Source organism: Streptomyces sp. NPDC001093, from assembly GCF_040298985.1.
Lineage (GTDB): Bacteria > Actinomycetota > Actinomycetes > Streptomycetales > Streptomycetaceae > Streptomyces.
This window is the reverse complement of sequence record NZ_JBEPBF010000261.1, coordinates 1-4,531: the sequence shown is the minus strand read 5'-3', so window position 1 is coordinate 4,531 and position 4,531 is coordinate 1. Positions and strand designations below refer to the sequence as shown.

The window sequence follows — 4,531 nt, the reverse complement described above, 5'->3', positions numbered from 1 at the left end:
GACAGCTGCAACGGTCGGCGGAACTCCCCGATCATCCCCGTCGACCATGCTGCCGCACCGGGAAACTCCAAGATCCCCGACAGAGTCAAGCTAGGAGTTGTCTTCAAATGTCACGCCCACATCAGGAGCGATGCGAGGGTGACGGCTGCTTGGTAGGACTCGGCGGTCTTGTCGTAGCGGGTGGCGATCCCTCGCCACTGCTTCAGGCGATTGAAGCAGCGTTCGACCATGTTGCGCCGCTTGTAGAGCTGCCTGTCGAAGGCCGGCGGGCGCCCGCCGCGGTAGCCGCGCCGGAGCCGGTTGCGGATCTGGTCCGACCGCTCCGGGATGGTGTGGGCGACGCCGTGCCGCCTGAGCCAGGCCCGGATCGCTTTGGAGCTGTAGCCCTTGTCGCCGATGACGTGGTCGGGCCGGACGCGGGGGCGTCCCGGTCCGAGGCGGGGCACCCGTATCGCGTCCATCACGGCGGTGAACTGGGTGCAGTCGTTGGTGTTCCCGCCTGTCACGGTGAAGGCGAGCGGTCGCCCCAGGGCATCGCAGGCCAGGTGAATCTTGCTGGTCAGGCCACCTCGGGAGCGTCCGAGTCCCGGGTGACGGAGCCCCCTTTTCGGGCCCCCGCAGCATGCTGGTGGGCACGGACGACGGTGGAATCGACCGACACGAGCCAGTCGATGTCCCCGGCCGCGTCTGCCCTGGCCTGGGCGGCCTGGAGCATCCGCTCGAACGTGCCGTCCAGGGCCCATCGGCGGAACCGGGTGTGCAGCGCGGCCCACGGGCCGTACCGCTCGGGCACGTCCCGCCAAGCAGTCCCGGTACGGAACTTCCACACGATCCCGTTGAGTACCGTGCGGTCGTCCAACCGCTTCCTGCCCCGCGACGACTCGGGCAGCAGCGGCCGAACGAACTCCCACTCGGCATCCGACAGTTCATGGCGACGTATAACCGGACCATGATCCACCACTCAAGATCATTTGAAGACACTGCCTAGACGAGGCGGCGGTACTCGTGATGGCGCTCCCTCAAATTGGCCATCCCCTGCTCGGGGATGGCCTCAGACCTGCTCGATGGATCTCCCCACCCAGAACGTCCTTGAGCTGAGGGCGGACACCACCGAAACGGATCGGGGATCAACGAACAGCCGTCAGCGAAGCCTCCCCGCCCAGGTTTCCCGGCCGGCGGGGCAATCCGAGATCCCCCAGTGGCTCCCGAGCGGTGTGAACCAAGCCAAGACCACCCCTGATCGCGACCGAATACGCTCCCTAGTCGAGGGTGAGCAGGATCGCCACCGTGTTGCCCTCGGCGTCCAGGCACTCGGTCGTATTGGAGCCGTCCGGGTCGGCCAGGACGCCCAGTACAGTGCCGGCGCCGTCCTCGTCCGGGATCATCAGCCAGCCGTTCGCGAAATCGCCCTCGACCGGCTCCACCGGCCAGTCGGCCGGGTCCACCGAGGCACGCTGGAGCATGTCGCGGAGATTCTCCAGCCTCCAGGTGCTGCCCTCGGCAGCGCGGGCGTGCAAGGTCGCCCAGGCACGCTTGAGTATCCCTGTGCCCGGCTCGATCCAGGTCCTGCTGGGGTTCGCGTGCACCACGGCCAGACCGGACGGGGTCGCCACGCGGTCGCCCCAGTCCTGTGTCCGGACCGGGACGCTCTCGCCAGGGTGTACCAGGACCGCCACCGGGACCCCTGGTGCCTTCTCGCGGGCGATCAGGTAGACCGGCGTGCCGCCGGGCCGCATCGGGAAGCCCCCGCCCTCCGGCCCCAGCGGGTCGTAGATCGTGCCGTCGCCTGCGGCCCCCCGGATCAGACCGAGCCGCTCGATCCGCCAGCCCTCGAGGGTCCGCACACCCTCGGACTGATCGATCAGGGCCGTGCTCAGCGCGGGCATGAACTCGTACTCGTCCTCGAACTCGTCATCGTCGTAGGACATTCGATCACTTCCCGAAGTCGTAGTTGCCAGGGAGCGTAGACCGTGGCACCGACACGCCGGTGGCCGCCCCGGGGCAGAGCCGCGGCGTCGGCCGGACCCACCGATAGCCGCATCGCGCGAGGTGATTTGACCGGCTGCCCGGAAAGACCAGACCGACCCGGGCCGACCTGGACACCTTCTCCCGCACACACGGCGACGGGCGCGCACACTGCGGGAAGTCCCCGATGCCGTACAGCAGGATGGAGCGGATGCTGCGGGAATTAGCGGCTCGCTGAAATTCCCCACTTCGTTTAACACCAGACCGACTGGGGTGACGAGCACCCCTGGCCGTTTTCGAGGCTCTGTCCGCAGTTCCGTGAGTCCCCAGGTCAGGGGCGGGAACGGGGGATCGTTTCAGCAGGGTGTTTCCTGCCGTGGCGAGCAAGACGGTCGAGGATGTGCTGTTTCCCGGGATCGATGTGCGGGTGGAGCGGGTGAACGGCTCCTCCAGCGTCCTGGTGGTGGAGGCGGTGTCGACGGCTCGTCCGGGCCGGTGCCCGGACTGCGGGAATCAGGCGAGGCGCGATGTACCAACGAACCCTGGACGAGCGGCCGTTGGGTCCTCGCAGGTCATAGTCCGGCTGCGGGTGCGCCGGTATTTCTGCGACCGGAAGAGCTGTTCCCGCAAGACGCTCGTCAAGCAGGTGCCGGGCCTGTCCGAGCGGCACCGCCGCTCGAGCACCGGGCTGACAGGCTGGCTACGGTCGATCGCGATCGAGCTCGGCGGGCGTCCGGCCGCCCGACTATGCCGACGTCTGCGGATGACCGCGGGCCGGACCCGGCTGAGCCCGTCGACGACCTGGTGGCCAAGCTGCGCCGCTACCACGAGTGGTTCGAGCTTCTGGCACCGAAGGCCGACACGAACCAGGAGAAGGCAGCCCGCTCGCACGGAGGACCGGCGGTGCACGCCTTCCGGCTCTGGTCGCGCCTCTACCCGGCGACCGGACGGGAGGGCTACGTCCCGGTGGCGTTCGTGTTCACCGGGAAGAGCGCCGCGCAGCGCGAGAGCCGGATACGGCGCCTGGAGCAGGCCGCCCGCGCCTACTTCGCCGGCGCCCCCTATCCGGGGAGGGAGGCGGGCATCACGGCCGTCGACTACCACCAGGTGGTGCCCGTGGTCGTCACGGAGCTGGAGCGGATCACCGCCGACCCGGCCGGGGCGGCCGGAGCGGTGTGGCGCAGGCTGGGGCGGGATGAGTGGCAGACGCTGCACGAGGCTCTGGACAACCCTGACGGCGACCGGCTGTATGCCGTCCAGTACGAGCAGGCGCGCCGCCGCCGGGCGGAGCGCGAGGCTGCGGAACGTGAGGCGCAGCGGCCGGTGTGCACCGCTTGCGGCCAGAAGTTCACCGACGACCGCTGGAACGCCGTACGGGGACGGTGGAAGACCGGGACCGACGGCCTGTGCTGGCCGTGCCTGGATGCGCACCGCGAACGGACCGAGGCCGAACGCGCCGCGCGACGCCAGGCGGAAGAGGAAGCCGCCGCCTGCGCGGAAGCGGGGGCGAACAGGTCCCGCGGCCTCTTCCGCCGCCGCTGACCCGACCAGCCTGCGGCACGCCGTGGTCGGGCCTGTGGTCGCACCCCCACCACAGGCCCGACCATGCTGCCGAGGTGCCGACCAGGCTAGGGCAGGGCGCTGCATGGTGTCGGGCAAGCCTGCCGAGCCTGGGCAAGCCGGCTGTCTTGGAGGCTTGCCCAGTGGCCGGGAGCCGGACGCGTCGCCGGCGCGCCGGCCGGGTTGAGGGTTGCTTCCTTAGTGGGCTGGACGGTGGGCTGGACGGTTGAGCGGACAGGGGGACCGAGGGTTGCACCGAGGGTTGGCCCACCCCTGTGCCTGCCGACCCGGTTGTCCCAGGCCAGCCCGGGCGGGCAAGCCGACGACCGGCGCCGACACCTCCTTCCCAGCGACAGCCGCGGGAAGCAGTTCTATCCGCGCACACCCCGCAGCCCTGGCCACGGCGGGGGACAGGCCGACCATGACCCCGACCACGGCAGGTCAGCGTGCTGGCGCACCTCGCCGACCACCGTTGCGCCCGGCGTTCCTCGAGGAAGCCGTCTGGGCTGGTGCCTTCCGCGCCGACTCCCCAGCCGTGGCCTTCTTCGCGGCCGGCGCCTGGTGCGCCTCCGCGTCGCCCGTCTCGCCGCGCGCCGCCCGGGCCTCGTCGACCGACTGCTGCAGCGCAGCCATCAGATCCGCCAGCTGACCCGGCCGGGCCGCCAGCTGCGCTACCTCGGGCAGCTGGCGGGCGTCCCGCTTCGCCTCGATCACCTCGTGCAGCGCGTCGGTGTGAGGCAGACGGGACAGCCACGGGTACCGCAGGGCCTGCGAAAAGGCTTCCGCTGACGAGGGCGATGGTCCTACAGTCTGAGCCCATGATCCCCAACGGCGTTCCGCTGCCCCCGACGGTCTACCCGCTCGCCAAGGGACGTGTGTGGGCCATGCTGGCCGGCTCTGTGGTCTTCGTCGCTGTGGGCATCGTTCTCCTGGTCGCCCACAGCACCGTGAAGATGACGGTGGCGGGGGCGCTGGCCGTGCTCTTCTTCGGGTTCTGCGCGGTGCT

4 protein-coding genes and 1 pseudogene are annotated in these 4,531 nt (G+C 70.1%); 3 read left to right on the top strand and 2 right to left on the bottom strand.

The window, feature by feature from the left end; all coding sequences use genetic code 11:
* Nucleotides 1-110 precede the first annotated feature (110 nt).
* Together ABT288_RS49555 and ABT288_RS49550 are read right to left on the bottom strand one after the other, a co-directional pair.
* A pseudogene (locus ABT288_RS49555) lies at nt 111-940 on the bottom strand (IS5 family transposase).
* Between the two features lie 319 nt (nt 941-1,259).
* Nucleotides 1,260-1,928, bottom strand: coding sequence for a hypothetical protein (locus ABT288_RS49550; protein WP_351623388.1), 669 nt, complete (start codon nt 1,926-1,928; stop codon nt 1,260-1,262).
* A gap of 784 nt (nt 1,929-2,712) precedes the next feature.
* Here ABT288_RS49550 and ABT288_RS49545 point away from each other — a divergent pair.
* From ABT288_RS49545 to ABT288_RS49535, 3 genes are all read left to right on the top strand, one after another.
* Nucleotides 2,713-3,507 carry a hypothetical protein gene (locus ABT288_RS49545; protein WP_351623387.1) on the top strand — a complete coding sequence of 265 codons (795 nt, stop codon included), beginning with the start codon at nt 2,713-2,715 and terminating at the stop codon, nt 3,505-3,507.
* A gap of 579 nt (nt 3,508-4,086) precedes the next feature.
* Nucleotides 4,087-4,314: a hypothetical protein gene (locus tag ABT288_RS49540; RefSeq protein WP_351623386.1), complete on the top strand. Its 228-nt coding sequence runs from the start codon at nt 4,087-4,089 to the stop codon at nt 4,312-4,314.
* Between the two features lie 29 nt (nt 4,315-4,343).
* Nucleotides 4,344-4,531, top strand: a 188-nt coding sequence (locus ABT288_RS49535) for a hypothetical protein (RefSeq protein ID WP_351623385.1), incomplete at its 3' end; no start/stop codon positions are given.